Annotated in this window: 13 protein-coding genes; 10 read left to right on the forward strand and 3 right to left on the reverse strand. The window is 70.1% G+C overall.

Annotated features, from left to right (window positions below):
- Positions 1–93 precede the first annotated feature (93 nt).
- On the reverse strand, positions 94–342 hold the full coding sequence (locus AB0F38_RS04995; protein ID WP_361886809.1) for a hypothetical protein: 249 nt from the start codon (positions 340–342) through the stop codon (positions 94–96).
- Between the two features lie 258 nt (positions 343–600).
- Between AB0F38_RS04995 and AB0F38_RS05000 the strand changes: the two genes are divergently transcribed.
- From AB0F38_RS05000 to AB0F38_RS05020, 5 genes are all read left to right on the forward strand, one after another.
- Positions 601–1,353, forward strand: a complete 753-nt coding sequence (locus tag AB0F38_RS05000) for a GntR family transcriptional regulator (protein WP_361886812.1) — start codon at positions 601–603, stop codon at positions 1,351–1,353.
- Positions 1,354–1,761: 408 nt separating this feature from the next.
- Entirely contained in the window at positions 1,762–1,944 is a 183-nt protein-coding gene (locus AB0F38_RS05005) for an SPOR domain-containing protein (protein WP_361886815.1), read from the forward strand.
- A 459-nt stretch (positions 1,945–2,403) separates the two neighbouring features.
- A complete protein-coding gene (locus AB0F38_RS05010) occupies positions 2,404–2,805 on the forward strand; it encodes an NUDIX domain-containing protein (protein WP_361886818.1) in 402 nt (133 codons plus the stop codon).
- A 120-nt stretch (positions 2,806–2,925) separates the two neighbouring features.
- Positions 2,926–3,363, forward strand: a complete 438-nt coding sequence (locus AB0F38_RS05015; RefSeq protein WP_361886821.1) for an ATP-binding protein — start codon at positions 2,926–2,928, stop codon at positions 3,361–3,363.
- 190 nt (positions 3,364–3,553) lie between these two features.
- Entirely contained in the window at positions 3,554–6,136 is a 2,583-nt protein-coding gene (locus tag AB0F38_RS05020; RefSeq protein ID WP_361887876.1) for a SpoIIE family protein phosphatase, read from the forward strand.
- Between the two features lie 129 nt (positions 6,137–6,265).
- Here AB0F38_RS05020 and AB0F38_RS05025 read toward each other — a convergent pair whose 3' ends face one another.
- Positions 6,266–6,979, reverse strand: coding sequence for a PspA/IM30 family protein (locus AB0F38_RS05025; protein ID WP_361886824.1), 714 nt, complete (start codon positions 6,977–6,979; stop codon positions 6,266–6,268).
- A 115-nt stretch (positions 6,980–7,094) separates the two neighbouring features.
- The gene (locus AB0F38_RS05030) at positions 7,095–9,203 is read right to left on the reverse strand and encodes a TPM domain-containing protein (protein WP_361887879.1); all 2,109 of its coding nucleotides are present in this window, start codon (positions 9,201–9,203) and stop codon (positions 7,095–7,097) included.
- Positions 9,204–9,740: 537 nt separating this feature from the next.
- Between AB0F38_RS05030 and AB0F38_RS05035 the strand changes: the two genes are divergently transcribed.
- The 5 genes from AB0F38_RS05035 (at position 9,741) to AB0F38_RS05055 (ending at position 18,285) form a co-directional block, all read left to right on the forward strand.
- Complete coding sequence (locus AB0F38_RS05035) at positions 9,741–12,026, forward strand: ABC transporter substrate-binding protein (RefSeq protein ID WP_361886827.1); 2,286 nt, start codon at positions 9,741–9,743, stop codon at positions 12,024–12,026.
- A 335-nt stretch (positions 12,027–12,361) separates the two neighbouring features.
- Complete coding sequence (gene typA, locus AB0F38_RS05040; protein WP_361886830.1) at positions 12,362–14,236, forward strand: translational GTPase TypA; 1,875 nt, start codon at positions 12,362–12,364, stop codon at positions 14,234–14,236.
- Positions 14,237–14,671: 435 nt separating this feature from the next.
- Positions 14,672–16,300, forward strand: a complete 1,629-nt coding sequence (locus AB0F38_RS05045; protein WP_361886833.1) for an ABC transporter substrate-binding protein — start codon at positions 14,672–14,674, stop codon at positions 16,298–16,300.
- Positions 16,301–16,418: 118 nt separating this feature from the next.
- Complete coding sequence (locus AB0F38_RS05050; RefSeq protein WP_361886836.1) at positions 16,419–17,348, forward strand: ABC transporter permease; 930 nt, start codon at positions 16,419–16,421, stop codon at positions 17,346–17,348.
- Positions 17,341–18,285, forward strand: a complete 945-nt coding sequence (locus tag AB0F38_RS05055; protein WP_361886839.1) for an ABC transporter permease — start codon at positions 17,341–17,343, stop codon at positions 18,283–18,285. The genes AB0F38_RS05050 and AB0F38_RS05055 overlap by 8 nt, the downstream gene beginning before the upstream one ends.
- Positions 18,286–18,296 lie beyond the last annotated feature (11 nt).

The raw sequence follows: 18,296 nt of genomic DNA on the forward strand, positions 1-18,296 counted from the left end.
CCTGAGATCTCCACCAATTGTTCGCGGGTGGCGGGAAGCGTCGCGACGACGGGTCCCTCGACGGAGACGTACCGGATGGTCGGCGTCACACGGTCATGTGGCCTCGGTCCGGATGTACGAGGTGGCACCCAGCGCCCGAGGATCGTCGTACGTCCAGGGGGTGGCGCCGCCGAACAGCCGGGCGCGGCGGTTCCCGGGGTCCCGGCGCGCCGTGAACCGCCCGGAGCCGGCCAGTTGGCCGGGACCGCCACCGCCACCGCCACCGCCCCCGCCCCCGGTGACCCCGGTCCGGCGCTGACCGTGGAACGGCATCCCCACCACCAGCTTGTGGCGCAGGAGCAACGGTCGTTCCTGGCAGGGTCCTTCGGCGCATGACGTTCGTGCCTGTCCGTGTTCCGCGGCTCAAGGGACGGCTGGAGCCGCACTGCGCACAGGAGGTTATTGGTCTGGACCAGGAATGGCCAAGGGTTCTTCCGTGCCCGCACGTATGCGCTGGTAGGCAAGGAATCATCACTTCGAGTGAAACTTTGGCCCGTACTTGCGGGAATCAACCCACGGTTGCGACGCTGTTGCTGTCTGTCAACCTGTTGGGAGTGGCCTGTGCCTTTCGGTGAGCAGCCCGCCTACTTGCGCGTGGCGAGCGATCTCAGGGAGAAGATCGTCAACGGCGCGCTGCCGCCGCACACCCGCCTGCCGTCGCAGGCCCGCATCCGAGAGCAGTACGGGGTCTCGGACACGGTCGCGCTGGAGGCGCGCAAGGTGCTGATGGCCGAGGGGCTCGTCGAGGGCCGGTCGGGCTCGGGTACGTACGTGAGGGAGCGGCCGGTCCCGCGCCGGATCGCGCGCTCCGGCTACCGGCCGGGTGCGGGAGCCAGTCCGTTCCGCCAGGAGCAGACGGCGGACGGGGCGCGGGGGACCTGGGAGTCCCACAGCGAGCAGGAGGGTGCGAGTCCGGAGGTCGCCGAGCGACTCGGTGTCGAGCCGGGCGACCGGGTGATGCGCACGAGGTACCTCTTCCGGGAGGCGGGCGAGCCGATGATGCTCTCCACGTCCTGGGAGCCCTTGGCCGTCACGGGGCGCACGCCGGTGATGCTGCCCGAGGAGGGCCCGCTGGGCGGCTGCGGGGTGGTCGACCGGATGGCCGCCATCGGTGTCGTCGTGGACAACGTGGCGGAGGAGGTCGGCGCCCGCCCGGGGCTTGCGGAGGAGCTCCTGGCGCTCGGCGGCGTGCCCGGCCATGTGGTGATCGTGATCGGGCGGACGTACTACGCCTCGGGGCGGGCCGTGGAAACGGCCGATGTGGTCGTCCCCGCCGACCGTTACCGGATCGCCTATCACCTGCCGGTCAGATGAGGCGCACGCCCCCCGGCTGTGGTCAGCGTCACCGAAGGTGGCCCCGCCGCCGTCGGTGAGGCGGGGCCGGCGCTCCGTCAGGTCCCCTGGCGGACAGGGCGATCGCCTGTCGGTTGGTGGATCGCGCCTGGACGGGGTGTTGGACGCGGTGCGGTTCACCGGTCGTGGGGGCCGTGGAGAAACGGCTGCGGCAGGGGGCCCGGAATCGGCCCGGTCCTTGGCGTAGGGGGCGCATCCGGTGGGTGCGCCCCCATTGGTATGGCCGGATGCGTATCTCTTTGTGTAAACACGCATCCGCTGAGTGAAGGTCGGGCGTACGCTCGGGCATATGCGTACTGCGGTTTCCTGGGGATCCTTAGAGACGTGCACGGCAGCAGGGAGAGGGGCGTCATGCCGGGGAGGAACACGATGACCGACAGCGGCGCTGTGCTCCCCTGGCTGGTGATCAGGCAGGACGACAACGGCAACCGGTACCGCGTCGGCCGCTATGCGACGCAGGACGAGGCGCAGAGGATCGCGGACGGCCTGCACCGTCACGGACACGAGCAGCTCTACTGGGTGGAGCGCGCGAGTCAGAGCGCACGCCCCTGACGCCTGCGGGATTCGGGGCCGCGCTGGCCACCCCCCGCCGTGCCCCGTACGGGACCCGGTGCGGTCCCGGCGGCTCCGGGCGGTGGCCGCGGCCGTCCGCCACCGTGCACGGCCCGGGCCACCGCCCGCCCTCGGGGCGGCACCGCGACGTGTCCGCTTCGCCGGACGAGGGAAGGGCCGCTTCGGCGGGTCCTGGGCGTGGAACCCGCGCTGCCCGGTGCCGGTCGGGGCTCCGAGCCGGGTGCTGCTCCGGGGCGAGGTGCCGAACCCGAACCCCTGAAGATGGGGACCGGGGCCGAGCCGGAATCGACGGACCGCCAGGTGGGGTGCCTGCACCTGATGCTCCGCCGGACCACGGCCTCCCGGATGTACGAACGATCCGCTGAACCGAGGAACCGGTGGCGTAGCCGTATGCCACCGCGTCCGGGGCGGCGACGACCGATGGGTGAGGACGCGACGATGCCGGTACTGATCGACACGGTGGCCTGGGTCCGGGTGGAGAACGGCAGGATTCTCTGCGCACGGCCGAGAGGGAAGGACGTGTTCTACATCCCCGGGGGTAAACGGGAGACGGGTGAGACCGATCTGCAGACACTGCTGCGCGAGGTCGAGGAGGAGCTGACGGTCGCCGTCATCCCGTCGAGCGTCCGGCACGCGGGCACCTACGAGGCGCAGGCGCACGGCCATCCGGACGGAGTGGTGGTGCGCATGAGCTGCTACTACGGCGACTACCGCGGCAGGCTGGCGGTCAGCGGCGAGATCGACGAGATGGCCTGGTTCTCCTTCGCGGACCGCCCCCTCGTCCCTCCGGTCGACCAGTTGCTCTTCGACGATCTCAAGGCATCGGGCGAACTGCGCTGAGCCGGGGCTCCGCCACCCGTACGCCCCGCCCGGGACTTCAGGCGATAGCTGCCCCGAATATCGGGTATGTGCTGATTAGCCCCTCGGGACGGGGCTGAGACCCGCTGTCGGCCCTGGGAAGTGATCGGCGTGACCGATACCGAAGGTGACTGTGCCGAGTGGAGCTTCCCGGCCGTGCCGGGCTCCGTGCGCAGCGCCCGGCACGCGGTCCGTGACGCACTGCACTTCTGGGGGCTCGATGCGGCCGTAGGCGATGTCGCCGTGCTGCTCGTCAGTGAGCTGGTGACCAATTCCCTCTGCTACGCGTCCGGCCCCATCGGCGTCCGGCTGGTGCGGCAGTGCCCCGGGGGTGCCGGGACCGATGCGGGCCCGGCGGGGCAGGGGCTGCTGGTGGAAATCTCCGATCCGCTTCCGGATCCGCCCACCGCGCGTACCGCCGGACCCGAGGACGAGGGTGGGCGGGGACTGCAGCTCGTGGCTTGTTCTGCGCGCCGTTGGGGGACCCGGCGCGGAAAAGGCGGCAAGACGGTGTGGTTCGAGCTCGCTCTCCCTGGTTAGGAGTGGGGGGACGCACAACGATCACAGAGGTCGGGCAGAACCTGACTGAAAGGGACTGAGACCGTGCTGTGATCGTGAACGCCGTGCCTGGATGGCCCGTAGTGCTGAATACTGCGGGCAGGACCGGTCCGGTGTGTGAGCTGGAGGGGACGGTCGCGTGAGCGAAATACCTGGGACAGCGGGCGACGTCGTGTGGCAGAGCAGCCCGCCTGGCTCGATCTATGACTACATCAGGGTCGCCTCCTTCTCGATCGGGCCTGACGGACTGATCGAGCAGTGGAGCCGGCGGGCCGCCGGTCTCTTCGGCATGGCCTCCCACGAGGCGGTGGGCAAGGATCCGGTCAAGGCGTTCATGCCCGACGAGCTGCGTCCCGGCGCCCGCCGGCGGGTCGGTGAGATCCTCGACGGCAAGGAGTGGACGGGCCTCGTCCCGTTCCGCATGCCGGGCGAGAACGGCCTCCGGGGCCTCGCCGAGATCTATGTCATGCCGAGCGAGACGGAGAGCGGTGAGCGGGGCGCGCTCTGCATCGTCGTCGATGTCCGGGCCTTGCGGCGCATCGAAACCGACCTGGCGGCTTCGCAGGCCATTTTCGGCCAATCTCCCTTCGGTTTCGTGCTCTTCGGCACGGACTTCGCGGTCGTACGGGCCAACCAGCGGTTCGCCACCGTCTTCGGCGGTGAGGCCGAGGACCACCGCGGACGCACGGTGCACGACTACCTGGCCCGCCCGGAGGCCGACCGGCTCTCCCTCACGCTCAAGCACGTCCTGAAGACGGGCGATGCCGTCACCGACCTCGAGCTCGTCGGCACGGCACCCGGCTCCAGCGACCGGCGCCACTGGTCCATGAACCTCTACCGGGTGCACAGCGGGTCCGGGCGGCCCGTCGGCATCGCCGGACTCGCCACCGACGTCACCCAACGGCACATCGCCGCCCGTGAGGCCGCCAGCGCCCGCCGCAACCTCGCCCTGCTCAACGAGGCCAGCGCCCGCATCGGCAACTCCCTGGACCTGGAGACCACCGCCCGGGAACTGCTCGACGTCGCCGTGCCCGGCTTCTGCGACCTCGCCTCCGTCGATCTCTACCAGGGACTCCTGACCGGTGAGGAGGCCTCGCCCGGCAGCTGGGGCCGGCACCACCAGGAGTCCGGCAGCGGTTCGGCGGAGCTGCGCCGGGTCGCCCAGGCCAGCGCCGTGTCCGATGCCGTACCCGGAGCCCTGCGCGGAGCGGCGCGAAGCGGCGGCACGGAGACCGACGGGGACACGGGCCCGCCCGCGCTCGGCTCGGTCCACCGCTACCCGTTCCGCTCCCCCTGTGCCGTCGCCCTGCGCACCAGCCGCGTCGCGGACGTACCCGGCGACGAACGCGGCCTGATCCACTCGACCCTCGCCGTGCCGATGGTGGCGCACGACATCGTCGTCGGTCTCGTGCAGTTCTCCCGTACGAAGGGCAGCGAGCCGTTCGGGGAGCGGGACCGGGCGCTGGCCACGGAACTCGCCGCACGCGCCGCCGTCTGCATCGACAACGCCCGCCTCTACCGCCGGGAGCACGAGCGGGCGCTGATACTCCAGCGCAGCCTCCTCCCACCGGGTGACCCCGAGGCCGCCGGCCTCGACATCGCCTGCCGCTACCTCCCGGGCAACACGGCCACGGAGGTCGGCGGCGACTGGTTCGACGTGATCGAACTCCCCGGTCACCGCACGGCCCTGGTCGTCGGTGACGTCATGGGCCGCGGACTGCGGGCCGCCGTCGCCATGGGTGAACTGCGCACCGCCGTGCGGACCCTGGCCCTCCTGGACCTGGAACCCGCCGAGGTCCTCTCCGCCCTCGACGAGGTCGCCCGAGGGCTCGGCACCCCGGGCGGCGGCGAGCGGAGCAACGGGTTCGGCGGGGGCGGCGGCGCGCAGTGGCCCTCCCGGGCCGCCCACAAGTCACGCGAGGCGGATCTCTCCGAGGTCTACCTGGCGACCTGCGTCTACGCGGTGTACGACCCCGTCACCCGGCGGTGCACCTTCGCCAACGCCGGCCATCTCCCTCCCGTGGTGGTCGAGCCGGGCGAAGCCGCCCTGCTGCTCGACGTACCGCCGGGCATGCCGCTCGGCGTCGGCGGCGAACCGTTCGAGGAGGTCGAGGTGGAGCTCAAGGAGGGCGCCCTCCTCGCCCTCTACACCGACGGGCTGGTCGAGTCCCGTGACCATCCGCTCGACGAGGGCCTCGAAGCCTTCCGGCAGGCGCTCACCGCCCCCGGCGAGCCGCTGGAGGACGTCTGCGACCACGTGCTGACGACCCTCGACACCCGGCACGGCGAGGACGACATCGCCCTGCTGATGGCCCGTATCCAGGGGCTCCCGGTGGACGCGGTGGGCGACTGGCGGCTGCCCCGCGAGCTCCGGTCCGTCGGCCGGGCCCGCGAGCTGGCCCGCATCCAGCTCACCGCGTGGGGCCTGGACGACCTGGTGGACACGACGGAACTCCTCGTCAGCGAACTCGTCACCAACGCCCTGCGCTACGGCGAGGGGGAGATCCGGCTCAGGCTGCTGCGCGACCGCACGCTCGTCTGCGAGGTGTGGGACGCCGGACTCGTCCAGCCGCGTCGGCGACGCGCGCGCGACACCGACGAGGGCGGGCGCGGACTGCAACTGGTCGGGCTGTTGAGCGCGGCCTGGGGGTCGCGGCGCACGCCGCGCGGCAAGACGGTGTGGTTCGAGCTGGCGCTGCCCGACGGGGAGCCCGCCCCCGAGCTGTCGGTCGAGCAGCTGTTGAGCATGTACTGAGCGGGGCGGCGCGCCGGCCCCGGACGTACCGGGACGGTGCACAGCCCCGGTACGTCGGTGCCGGGCAGCCGGACGGAGGTGCACCGACCGGGGGACGGATACACCGGCGCCGACGGGTCCCGCCCCGGGTCAGGTGCCCGACTTCAGGGCGGAGAGCCGGGCCTCGATCTCCGCGCTGTCCCCGAGGCTGTCCAGCTGCTCGAACTGCGCGTCGAGGGACGACGCGGCGAGCTCCTCCTTGCCCACCGCCCTCGCCTCCTCGCGCCGCACCTTGTCCTCGAACCGGCCGAGCTCGCCGGCCGGGTCCATGACGTCGATGCTCTTGACGGCGTCCATCATCCGGTTCTGCGCCTGGGCCGACCTGGCGCGCGCGACCAGTTCGTCGCGCTTGGACTTCAGCTGGGTCAGCCTGGCCCTCATCTGCTCCAGACCCGTCTTCAATTTGTCGACCACCACCGTCTGCGAGGCGATGGACGGCTCGGCCGTCCTCGCCTCCTGCTCCGACCGGAGCTGCCGGCCCAGGGCCACCTTGGCGAGGTTGTCGAACCTGTCGGCGTCCGCCGACGATCCCGCGGCGCGCAGCTCATCCGCCTTCCTGCTGGCCGCCAGTGCCTTCTGACCCCATTCCCGGGCCGCGTCGACATCCTCGCGGTGGTCCTGCTCCACCAGCCGGAGGCTGCCGATGGTGGCGGCCACCGCCTGCTCGGCCTCCGCGATGTTGCCGGTGTACTCCCGGATCAGCTGGTCCAGCATCTTCTGCGGGTCCTCGGCCTGGTCGAGCAGGGCATTGATGTTGGCACGCGCCAGCTGAGTGACGCGGCCGAGGACGGTCTGCTTGGTCATGGCACCTCTCCTTGTGCGACGTGGGACATAGGGCGTGGGCACAGGCCGTGGGGCACACGGCACGGCGCGCGGCATCCGGCGCGGGGCGGAACCTGCGGACCAGGGTGGCCAGGTGTCAGAAGCGGCCGCCGCCACCTCTACGGCCGCGGGTGCCTCCGCCGCCGAAACTGCCGGGCCCGCCGAATCCGCCGCCGAACCCGCCGCCCATGCCCCCGCCCCGGCCGCCCCCGCCGAAGAGTCCGCCGAGGATGATGCCGCCCAGCACGGCTCCTCCCATCCCGCCACCCCCTCCCTGCGGTCCGCCCGGGCCCTGCCGGCTGCGGTACTCCCGCACGTCCCGCTCGGCCAGGCTCCGCGCCTGCGCGGCCAGCACGTCCGCCTGCCGCGCCTCGGCCAGGGCGCCCTGGGGATCGTTCGCATCCGACAGCTCACCGGCCCGCTCCCAGCGGCGCCGGGCCTCCGCCAGCCGGGTACGGGCCCCGGTGCCGACCGCGCCGCGGTGGGTGGTGATGTAGTCCGTGGCGGCGCCGATGCCCGAGCGCGCGGTGAGCATCGACTGATCGAGGAGCGAGCGTGCCCGCCGGTTGCCGTGCTCCTGCTCGCGGGCCCCGGCCAGGGCCTCGTCCAGTGCCGCGTCGGCCTCCTCCACCCTGCGCAGCGCGTCGATGGGGTCGTACGGGCCTCCCCGCAGATCACTGCTCACATCGCGGAGCACCGATTCGGCGCGCGCGATCCTGCCCTGCAGATCGGCGGTCGGCACTCCCTCGGCCGTCCCTTCGAGCAGCCCTCCGGCATCGGCCAGATCCGTCTCGGTCTCGGTGAGCGCGCCCGGCAGCCTCCCGGCCGCCTCGGCCAGCTCCACGGCCCGCCGGTCCACGGCGCCGACGAGGGTGGACGCCTGGCCGATCGCCCCCTCGACAGCGCGCACGTACACCGCGGCCTCGGCGTGGTTCCCGCTGTCCACGGCCTGACGCGCCTTGTCGAGGCCGGTGGTCGCGAAGACCATCCGGTCCCTGGCCTGTCCGATGTCGCCGGCCATGGTCGCCGCGGCCGACTCCGCGTACCGGCTCCGTATCCCCGCGAGGGTCGCCTCCGCCGTGGCAAGGCCCGCGGTGAGCTCGCGGAACGTGGTCTCGGCGATGGCCACGGCCTCGGGCGCCGTACGTTCGAGAGCGCGCAGCCGGTCGAAGTCCTCGGACACGGCGTCCAGCCGCTCGTTGGCGTCCGCGCAGCGCCGGACGATCTCGTCGAGCATGCGGCGCCGCGCCGCGTCGTCCTCCGGGAAGGCGTCGTCCAGTTGTTGCCGCAGCCGGAAGGCAGCGGTCAGCTCCGCCTCGGCGTGCTCGACGGCCCGGGCGAACGGGGCGGCGGCCTCCTCGCCGAACTGCGCGGTGGCGAAGCCGAGCTCCTCCTCGCTGGTGCGCACGGCGTCGTCCGTGTCCACGAGATCCGCCTCGGCCCGGGCATCGAGATCGGGCAGCGGGGTGAGCGGCTGCGCCGCTGCCGCGCCGGCCCCCCAGCCGGACGCCGCCGGGGTCGTCCGGGTCGCCGTGCGCCGCCTGCGGCGGGTGTAGGTGAAGGCCGCGACGGCGCCCGCGGCGGCGACCACGGCCACGGGTACGAGGAGGTTGCCGGCACCACCGCCGTCGGAGTCGCGGCCCGTCCCGGGATCGGCGGCGCCCGGCGTGATCGCGGGGGTCGGTACGGGTCCGCCGCCCAGGACCGCGGTGTAGCCGTCGGCGGCGCCGATCGCGGCGCCCGCCCAGTCGTTCTCCCTGAGGGCCGGCTCGATCGCGGTGTCCGCCACCTCCTGGAGTTGTGCGTCGGTCAGCCGCGAGCCCCGGTCGACCGCATAGGCGTACTGCCGGTCGTGCGTGGCCACGGCCAGCAGCACGTCCTCCTGCCCGAGTCCGTTGCGGTTCGCGGTCTCGTCGGTCCAGGTCTGCGCGTCGCGGCCGGAGAAGTCGCGTACGTACGCGACGAACAGCTGAACCCGACGTTCCTCGAACAGGCGGTCGAGTGCGGCTTCGGTCTGCGGTTCGCGGTCGCCCAGCGCCCCCACCTTGTCGGTGATCTGCCCGTCGCGGGACAGGACGACCGGGTCCTCGGCCCGCGCGTCCGGCGCCGCCGGAAGGGCGATCCAGCACAGCACGGCCAGCGCGGCGAGGAGTGCCCTGCCGGGTGTCGAAGGCCGGAAGGTCCGGGTACGGCACGCGAGCGGCATCACAGGGGGAGGCTATGTGCGTCCCATGCCACCCGCCACCGGGAGGCAGGCGGCGGGGTTCCGCGTGCGCGACCGGTCGGATGCCGAAGCTCTCCTGGGCGGGCGGTGGCGGCACCCCACCCGAAGCCACCCACCCGAAGCCACCCGTCCGGAACGGCCGCCGCGGCAGACCGGGCCGGATCCCCCGCGCCGGTGCCGATGCGATCGCTCCCCGGCCGGGCGCGAGCCGGAGCCACCGGCCTGCCCGTGCCGACATGGACGGAGTCACGGGAGCCGTAGCCCGCGTGGTGCGCGCCGAAGCCCCGGCCCAGGGCCTTGAGGTCCTCCACCGGCCGTCCGGGCGTCCCGCTCGCCCCCTCCCGCGGGGCCGCACGGGTGACATCGGTAGCCCTGACGGCCGTGTCTGCGCGCCCTCGCGCGTGGAGGTGAGTTCAGTGGATCAGCGAACCAGTGTGATCAACTGCAAATGCCACCAACACGCATATTCCGGTCCATTCCGGTACGGGGTGGTCCGGGCCGGCCCCGGAGGTATCAGCCATGGCCCACGTCGGCGTCCCGCGCGGGACAGCCCGAAAGCGCCGCTCGGTCGCACTCCTGGCGACGGGCGTGCTCACGATCCCGGTACTGGCGGGGTGCAGTTCGGGCGGCGGGGGCCCCGTCGCGGTGGCCGTCCCGCAGGACATCGCCCCGGCCCCCCGGGACCGGGTCACCGAGGGCTCCACGCTCACCTGGGCGATCGACGCGATGCCTGCCACGCTCAACGCCTTCCAGGCCGATGCCGACAGCGCGACCACGCGGATCACCGGCGCGCTGCTGCCCTCCCTCTTCCCGATGAACGCGCGGGGCGAGCCCCAGCTCGACCCGGACTATCTGGAGTCGGCGAAGGTCATCGAGCGGGAGCCGAAGCAGATCGTCCTCTACAAGCTCAACCAGCAGGCCGTGTGGAGCGACGGACGGGAGATCGGGGCCCCCGACTTCGTCGCACAGTGGCGCGCCCTCAGCGGCAAGGACTCCGCGTTCTGGACCGCTCGCAACGCGGGCTACGAGCGCATCGAGAAGATCGAGCGGGGGAAGGACGACCTGCAGGTCAGGGTCACGTTCTCCAAGCCGTACGCCGACTGGCGCGCCCTCTTCTCACCGCTTTACCCGAAGGAGGTCACCGGTTCCCCCGGCACGTTCAACGACGGTGCGAGGGCCACGCTCAAGAACACGGCAGGACCGTTTCGGCTGCGCGGTGTGAGCAAGGACAAGGGGACGGTCACGCTGGACCGGAACCCGCGCTGGTGGGGTGACGAGGCCAAGCTCGAATCCCTCGTCTTCCGGGCCGTGAAGCCCGAGGACCGGGCCGAGGCACTGACCGGGGGCACGGTGCACGTCGCCGACATCGACCCGGCCACGGCGGACCGCATCGCCCGCGCGGCCCGCTACGGGGGCGGCAACGGGCAGCCGCCCGCCCACGGTCCCGGAGCCGGCATCACCCCCGCGGCCGCCCTGCGCTCCTGGGCGCTGGCCAACGGATCGGACGAGGAGGCCGCCGAGACGGCGCAGGCCGCCCGCGCCAGGACCAGGAAAGCCGTCGCGGCGTACGCCGCCGAGCAGAAGTCGCTGGACGGCTTCGCCGTACGCAAGTCCCTGGAGCCCGCTTACACGCAGCTCGCGCTGAACGGCGAGTCCGGGCCCCTCTCCGACGACCGGGTCCGCCGCGCGGTCGCCCGCGCCCTGGACCGCCAGGAGCTCGCCGACACGGTGCTGAAGCCGCTGGGCCTGCCCGCGAGGCCGCCCGGCAGCCACCTGGCCCTGGCCGGGCAGCCCGCGTACAAGGACGGCAGCGGCGCGCTGGGCGAGCAGGACACCAAGGAGGCGCAGGCACTCCTGGCCGACGCGGGCTGGACCCTCGGCGGGGCCGTCCAGAAGCCGAAGGACACCAAGGCGGGCAGCGAGGCCGACAAGGCCGGGGCCGAGAAGAAGAAGGCCGGGGCCGAGAAGACGGACAAGGCCACCGAGGACAAGAAGAAGGAGAAGGAGGGGGCGGAGACGGTCGAGGACAAGAAGAAGGAGGCGGAGGAGAACGACAAGGCGTCCCGCGACGAGGGGATGTACGTCGTCGGCGACGAGAAGCCGGGCGACCGTCCCGCCGCCCGCACCGGCGCCGACGCGGACAAGGTCACCGCCCAGGACGAGCGGCCCGGCGGAGCCGCCGGCGCCTACGCCCCCGCGGGCACCGCGGCCCCGGCACCCGCCTCGGTCAAGGGCCGCCTGGGCAAGGACGGCAAGCCGCTCACCCTGCGCTTCGTCCTGCCGTCGGGGCCCGGCTCGCAGTCCCTGCGCAGCGTCGGCGACAAGATCGTCGAGATGCTGGACGCGATCGGCGTCGGCACGGTGGTCACCAAGGTCGCCGACGACAGCTACTTCAAGGACCACGTGGCCTCCGGCGACTACGACCTGGCGCTGTACTCCTGGCCCGCCACCGCCTACCCGGCGACCGACGGCCGTCCGATCTTCGCCAAGCCGGAGCCCGCCACCGACGGTTCGCTGCTCGTCGAGCAGAACTACACCCGGGTCGGCTCGGACCACATCGACCAGCTCTTCGACCGGGCGGTCTCCGAGCTCGACGCGAACGCCTCCAGGGACCTGCTGAAGCAGGCCGACGCACGGATCTGGGCCGCTGCCGGATCGATTCCGCTGTATCAGAGGCCACAGCTGGTCGCCGTCGACAAGAAGCTCGCCAACGTCGGAGCCTTCGGCTTCGCCACACCCCGCTACGAGGACATCGGCTTCACCGGACGGCAGGCGGCAGGGCCACCCGTGAATCGCAAGAAGTAGCAGGTCAAGGGCGTACTTCAAGCTCAGGATCAGCTCAATTCCCTTGCCCGCCGACAGCCCCGGCGGGCAAGCTCGTGTCTGCCCAGACCCGGGCTGATCCCCCCACCCCACACCCCCTCGTCCGGCCGGGCGGCGGCCGGACGATGGCGTAATACCTCCTGAATAACGGCTGAACAGTGACTGGAGACCGGTCTCGCGGATCGGGCCGGGAAGCCCCCGGCGCGTCGGGCCCGTACCATGGGACTAGCCGTGGCGTGTCCGCCCGGCGGGGCGTACGAGGACATGAGACCGACTGAGACGCCTGATCCCCGAACCGAGAGAAGCGCAAGCCACCCATGCCCACGCGCCACGACATCCGTAACGTAGCCATCGTCGCCCACGTCGACCACGGCAAGACCACGCTGGTCGACGCCATGCTCAAGCAGGCGGGCGCCTTCGCCGCGCACGCCGCCGAGAACCTCGACGAACGCATGATGGACTCGAACGACCTGGAGCGTGAGAAGGGCATCACGATCCTCGCCAAGAACACGGCGGTGAAGTATCACCCCAAGGACGGCGGGGACCCGATCACGATCAACATCATCGACACCCCCGGCCACGCCGACTTCGGCGGCGAGGTCGAGCGCGGTCTGTCGATGGTGGACGCGGTCGTCCTCCTGGTCGACGCCTCCGAGGGCCCGCTCCCGCAGACCCGGTTCGTGCTGCGCAAGGCGCTCGACGCCAAGCTGCCGGTCATCCTCTGCATCAACAAGACGGACCGTCCGGACTCCCGGATCGCCGAGGTCATCGACGAGACCTACGACCTCTTCCTGGACCTGGACGCCGACGAGGACCAGATCGAGTTCCCGATCGTCTACGCCTGCGCCCGTGACGGCGTCGCCTCGCTGACCAAGCCCGAGGACGGCACCGTCCCGCCGGACAGCGACAGCCTGGAGCCCTTCTTCACGACCATCCTCTCCACGGTCCCGGCCCCGGAGTACGACGAGTCCGCCCCGCTGCAGGCCCACGTCACGAACCTGGACGCCGACAACTTCCTCGGCCGTATCGCGCTGTGCCGCGTCGAGCAGGGCGAGCTGCGCAAGGGCCAGACCGTCACGTGGATCAAGCGCGACGGCACGATGTCCAACGTGCGCATCACCGAGCTGCTGATGACCGAGGCGCTCACCCGCCAGCCGGCCGAGAAGGCGGGCCCGGGTGACATCTGCGCCATCGCCGGTATCCCGGACATCATGATCGGCGAGACCCTGGCCGACCCCGAGAACCCGATCGCGCTCCCGCTGATCACGGTCGACGAGCCGGCCATCTCGATGACCATCGGCACGAACACCTCGCCGCTCGTCGGCAAGGGCGGCAAGGGCCACAAGGTCACCGCCCGTCAGGTGAAGGACCGCCTGGACCGCGAGCTGATCGGTAACGTCTCGCTCCGCGTCCTGGACACCGAGCGCCCGGACGCCTGGGAGGTCCAGGGCCGCGGTGAGCTCGCGCTGGCGATCCTCGTCGAGCAGATGCGCCGCGAGGGCTTCGAGCTGACGGTCGGCAAGCCGGAGGTCGTCACCAAGCAGGTCGACGGCAAGACGCACGAGCCGATCGAGCGCATGACCATCGACTCGCCCGAGGAGCACCTCGGTGCCATCACGCAGCTGATGGCGACCCGCAAGGGCCGCATGGAGACGATGACGAACCACGGTTCGGGCTGGGTCCGCATGGAGTGGATCGTGCCCTCCCGCGGCCTCATCGGCTTCCGCACGGAGTTCCTCACCCAGACCCGCGGTACGGGCATCGCGCACTCCATCTTCGAGGGCCACGAGCCGTGGTTCGGCGAGCTGCGCACCCGCCACAACGGCTCGCTGGTCGCCGACCGTTCGGGCTCGGTCACGCCGTTCGCGATGGTCAACCTCCAGGAACGCGGTGTCATCTTCACCGAGGCCGGCACCGAGGTCTACGAGGGCATGATCATCGGCGAGAACTCGCGCGCCGACGACATGGACGTGAACATCACCAAGGAGAAGAAGCTCACCAACATGCGTGCGGCTTCCGCCGACACCACGGAGAACGTGGTGCCGGCCCGCAAGCTCTCGCTGGAGCAGTCCCTGGAGTTCTGCCGCGACGACGAGTGCATCGAGGTGACCCCGGAGACGGTCCGTATCCGCAAGGTCGTCCTGGACGCGAAGCAGCGTGGCCGTACGGCCTCGCGCGCGAAGAACGGCTGACCGGGCGTCGGCCGCGGCCGACGACCCGTCAGCGCGAGCGGTTGACATGAGGCCCGGACCCCCGCAGACACTGTGGGGGTCCGGGCCTTTCGTCAACCGATTTCTCTGACCGAGCTGTCCGGATATCGGGGGTCGCTCTCCGGAACATGTGTTAACGGTCCGTTTCGGGCGTGTCTGTCTGGGATCACTTTGTCCGGATTTCGGGCAACCATGGGTTCCTGATGTTGTCAAACCGAGACCCTTTAAGTGTGGTTTACAGCCCGGTGTTACTTAATAGTTGGCTCCATTGAGCTCGGGTCAATGGGTCAGCGCACTGTGGGGAGTGCCGACTCACGAGCACACTCGGGGCACTGCAAACGATCGCCGTCAGGGGTGTCGGTGGATCTCTTCAGTGCCCCTCTTGTAGTCAAAAGTGGACTCATGAGGAGGAAACCCATGCGCGGTGCCAAGAGCGCCAAGTGGGTCGCGGGAGCGGCAATCATCGCCCTGGCCGCGACTGCCTGTGGCGGCGGCGACAGTGACAACGGCAGCGACTCGGCTTCGAAGGAGAAGGGCAAGCCCGCGGGCTACGTGTCCATCGACGTCGGTGAGCCGCAGAAGCCGCTGATCCCGGCCGACACCAACGAGTCGCTCGGCAGCTACGTCATCCAGTCGCTGTTCACGCAGCTGCTGGACTTCGACGCCGAGGGCAACATCGTCTACACGAACGCCGAGTCGGTGAAGACCACCGACTCCAAGACGTGGACGGTCAAGCTCAAGGCCGGCTGGAAGTTCCACGACGGCACCCCTGTCACCGCCGAGTCGTACATCAAGGCGTGGAACTGGTACGCCAACGTCAAGAACAACCAGCAGAACGCCTTCTGGTTCGAGGACATCAAGGGCTACGCGGACGTCCACCCCGAGAAGGGTGACCCCAAGTCCGAGGAGATGTCCGGTCTGAAGCTGGTGGACGACACCACCTTCACGATCGAGCTCAACAGCGCCGTCCCGTACTTCGAGTACAAGCTCGGCTACGCGACCTTCGCCCCGCTGCCGGAGGTGTTCTACAAGGACACCAAGGCCTTCGGCCAGGCGCCGGTCGGCAACGGTCCCTACATCTTCGAGAAGTGGGACCACAAGAAGCTCATCCAGGTCAAGGCCAACCCTGACTACCAGGGCCCGAACAAGGCCAAGAACAAGGGTGTCCTCTTCAAGAACTACGCGACCGTCGAGGCCGCGTACCAGGACCTCCTGTCCGGCAACCTGGACATGATCCGCCAGGTCGGCCCGAAGGACCTGCCGAAGTACAAGCAGGACCTCGGCGACCGCGCGATCGACCAGCCGTACGCGGCGATCCAGTCGCTCGTCCCGACCTTCTACTCGAAGACCTTCAAGGACATCGACCCGAAGGTCCTCCAGGGTCTGTCGATGGCGATCGACCGTGACACGATCACCAAGACCGTGCTCAACGGCACCCGCAAGCCCGCCACCAGCTTCACGCCTCCGGGCGTCGCCGGTAACCAGGACCTGGGCACCGACGTGTTCAAGTTCGACCCGGCCAAGGCGAAGAAGCTCGTCACCGACGGTGGCGGCGTTCCGGACAACAAGATCTGGATCCAGTACAACGCCGACGGCGGCCACAAGGAGTGGGTGACCGCGGTCTGCGAGTCCATCCGCAACTCGACCGGGGTCGACTGCATCCCGGACGCCAAGCCGGACTTCCAGACCGACCTGGAAGCGCGTGACAACGACCAGGTCAAGGCCATGTACCGTGGTGGCTGGGTCGCCGACTACCCGCTGAACGTCAACTTCATGCGGGAGCTGTACGGCACCACCGCCGAGGCCAACAACGGTCGGTTCTCCGACAAGGAGGTCGACGCGGCCTTCAAGAAGGGCGACAACGCCAAGACCCTGGACGAGTCGATCAAGGCTTACCAGGAGGCCGAGAAGCTCGTCCTCACGAAGATGCCGGCGATCCCGCTCTGGGAGTACAAGACCAACGGCGGCTACTCGAAGTCGGTCGACAACGTGACCGTCGACTTCCACGGTGACTACAACATCACCGAAGTCACCGTCAACAAGTAGTAACGCCTGAGGGCCCCCACCAGGCCATCAGCCGCCCACACAGGCAGTAGGTCCCGGGGGCCGCTCTTCGAATCCGGAGAGCGGCCCCTGGGCTGCATTATCCCTATCGGAGGCAAACATGGGGCGTTATGTCGCGCGGCGACTGCTCCAGATGATCCCGGTCTTCCTCGGATCAACCTTGCTGGTCTTCTCCATGATGTACGCACTGCCCGGCGATCCCGTGCGTGCGCTCGCTGGCGAGCAGACCGTCGACCCGGTGCAGATCGCGAACATGAAGGAAAAGCTGGGTCTCGACCTGCCGCTCTGGCACCAGTACTGGAACTACCTCGTCAACCTGTTCCAGGGCGACTTCGGCAACCAGATCGCGAGTGAGCGACCGGTGGCCGACATCATCGCGGAGTCGTTCCCGATCACGATCCGGCTGGCCCTGTTTGCCTTCATCTTCACGGTCGTCGTCGGTATCTCCATGGGTATCTTCGCCGGTCTGAAGGCGGACACCTTCCGCGACCGCGGACTGCTCGTCCTGACGCTCCTGCTCATCTCGGTCCCGTCGTTCGTGCTCGGCTTCCTCGGCCAGTACTTCTTCGCCTTCCAGCTCGGCTGGGTCGATCCCAACGTGAGCGCCGAGGCGAACTGGAGCGAACTGTTCCTGCCCGCTGTCGTCCTCGGGTCGCTCTCGCTCGCGTACGTCGCACGACTGACCCGCACCTCGGTCGCCGAGAACCTGCGCTCCGACTACATGCGCACCGCCGTGGCCAAGGGGCTCCCCCGACGCCGCATCATCGGCGTCCACCTGATGCGCAACTCGATGATCCCCGTGGTCACCTTCCTCGGCACCGACCTCGGAGCCCTGCTCGGCGGCGCCGTCGTGACCGAAGGCATCTTCAACGTCAAGGGTGTCGGCTCCGCCGTCTTCGACGCGCTCCGGCACCGTGAAGGCGCCACCGTCGTCGGCATCGTGACGCTGATCGTCATCGTGTATCTCGCCGCCAGCCTGATCGTCGACCTGCTCTACGCGGTCCTGGACCCGAGGATCCGTTATGCCTGAGACGCTCAAGAAAACAGCCGCGGACCAGCCCGCCGAGGCGACGGCCGCACCGGCCGCTGCCGCACCCGTGGGCAAGCCGCGCAGCCTCTGGTCGGACGCCTGGCACGACCTGCGGCGCAGCCCGCTGTTCGTCGTCTCCGGGATTCTGATCATCTTCCTCATCGTGATGGCGATCTTCCCCGGCCTGTTCACCGGCGCCGACCCGCGCTACGCGGACCTGGCCCACCACTACCTGCAGAAGCCCAAGTGGGGGAACTTCTTCCAGGAGGACTGGTTCGGGTACGACATCCAGGGCCGCTCGATCTATGCGCGAGTCGTCTACGGCGCCCGCGCCTCGATCACCGTCGCCGTCGTCGTCACCGCCCTGGTCACCATCCTGGGCACCGTGGTCGGGATGCTCGCCGGTTACTTCGGCGGCTGGATCGACACGCTGCTCTCCCGGGTCACCGACATCTTCTTCGGCGTCCCCTTCATCCTCGGCGCGATGGTCGTCCTGACCTCGTTCGAGGAGCGTCACATCTGGGTCGTCATCCTGGCGCTGGCCTTCCTCGGCTGGACCTCGATCGCCCGTGTCGCACGCGGCTCCGTCCTGACGATCAAGCAGGCCGACTACGTGATGGCTGCCAAGGCGCTCGGCGCCTCGACCAGCCGCATCCTGCTCCGTCACATCCTGCCCAACGCGATCGCCCCGGTGATCGTCGTCGCGACCATCGCGCTCGGCGGCTACATCTCGGCCGAGGCCACGCTGTCCTTCCTGGGCATCGGTCTCGCCGAGCCGACCGTGTCGTGGGGTGTCGACATCTCCTCCGGCCAGGAGCAGCTGCGGAACGCCGCTTTCGTACTGATCATCCCGTCGGTCATGGTGTCGATCACCGTTCTGGCGTTCATCATGCTCGGCGATGCGGTACGCAACGCCCTCGATCCCAAGCTGCGCTGAGGGAGGCGTAC

This window comes from Streptomyces sp. NPDC025273, from assembly GCF_040638585.1.
GTDB lineage: Bacteria > Actinomycetota > Actinomycetes > Streptomycetales > Streptomycetaceae > Streptomyces > Streptomyces cinereorectus.

Coding starts and splice junctions, on each gene's coding strand:
- AB0F38_RS05030 (WP_361887879.1), bottom strand. CDS start 9,203: ATGCCGCTCGCGTGCCGTACCCGGACCTTCCGGCCTTCGACACCCGGC.
- AB0F38_RS05055 (WP_361886839.1), top strand. CDS start 17,341: ATGCCTGAGACGCTCAAGAAAACAGCCGCGGACCAGCCCGCCGAGGCG.
- AB0F38_RS05050 (WP_361886836.1), top strand. CDS start 16,419: ATGGGGCGTTATGTCGCGCGGCGACTGCTCCAGATGATCCCGGTCTTC.
- AB0F38_RS05005 (WP_361886815.1), top strand. CDS start 1,762: ATGACCGACAGCGGCGCTGTGCTCCCCTGGCTGGTGATCAGGCAGGAC.
- AB0F38_RS05025 (WP_361886824.1), bottom strand. CDS start 6,979: ATGACCAAGCAGACCGTCCTCGGCCGCGTCACTCAGCTGGCGCGTGCC.
- AB0F38_RS05035 (WP_361886827.1), top strand. CDS start 9,741: ATGGCCCACGTCGGCGTCCCGCGCGGGACAGCCCGAAAGCGCCGCTCG.
- typA (WP_361886830.1), top strand. CDS start 12,362: ATGCCCACGCGCCACGACATCCGTAACGTAGCCATCGTCGCCCACGTC.
- AB0F38_RS05010 (WP_361886818.1), top strand. CDS start 2,404: ATGCCGGTACTGATCGACACGGTGGCCTGGGTCCGGGTGGAGAACGGC.
- AB0F38_RS05045 (WP_361886833.1), top strand. CDS start 14,672: ATGCGCGGTGCCAAGAGCGCCAAGTGGGTCGCGGGAGCGGCAATCATC.